Annotated in this window: 1 protein-coding gene; it reads right to left on the bottom strand. The window is 71.1% G+C overall.

The window, feature by feature from the left end; all coding sequences use genetic code 11:
• The coding region (locus SM447_RS30015) for a transglycosylase domain-containing protein (protein WP_474576229.1) at positions 1 to 516 on the bottom strand (516 nt) is incomplete at both ends.

Below are 516 nucleotides of genomic sequence, written 5' to 3' on the forward strand. Positions count from 1 at the left end.
ACCGGGACCTGCGTGAAGTGCGTCTTGCGCTGCATCGAGCCCTTGCGCTGGGCGCAGTCCTTGACCCACACGGACCAGTCCGGCACGGAGAACCGCTCCTTCCGCTCCCGGGCGACCTCGATGAGGATCTCCAGGGCCGCGCCGGCGTCGCCGTTGATCGGGTCGTCGTGGTCCGGCGCCCGCACCAGGCCAGCGAGCAGGGCGGCCTGCCCCAGCGTGAGCCGGTCCGGGGTGGTGGAGAAGTAGCGCTTGCTGGCGGCGGCGATGCCATACGCGCCGGCGCCGAAGTACGCGATGTTCAGGTAGCGCCCGAGAATCTCGTCCTTGCCGACCTGCCGTTCAAGCGTCAGCGCGTACCGCATCTCGCGGATCTTGCGACCGGCGGTGATCTCGGTGGCCGCGGCCCGCTCCCGCTCGGTCAGCCGGGGGTCACCGGCGAGCGCGTTGCGCACGTACTGCATGGTCAGCGTGGAGGCGCCCTGCCGGGTGCCCTCCTTGCGGTTGGCCGTCAACGCC

Source organism: Micromonospora aridisoli (assembly GCF_056150025.1).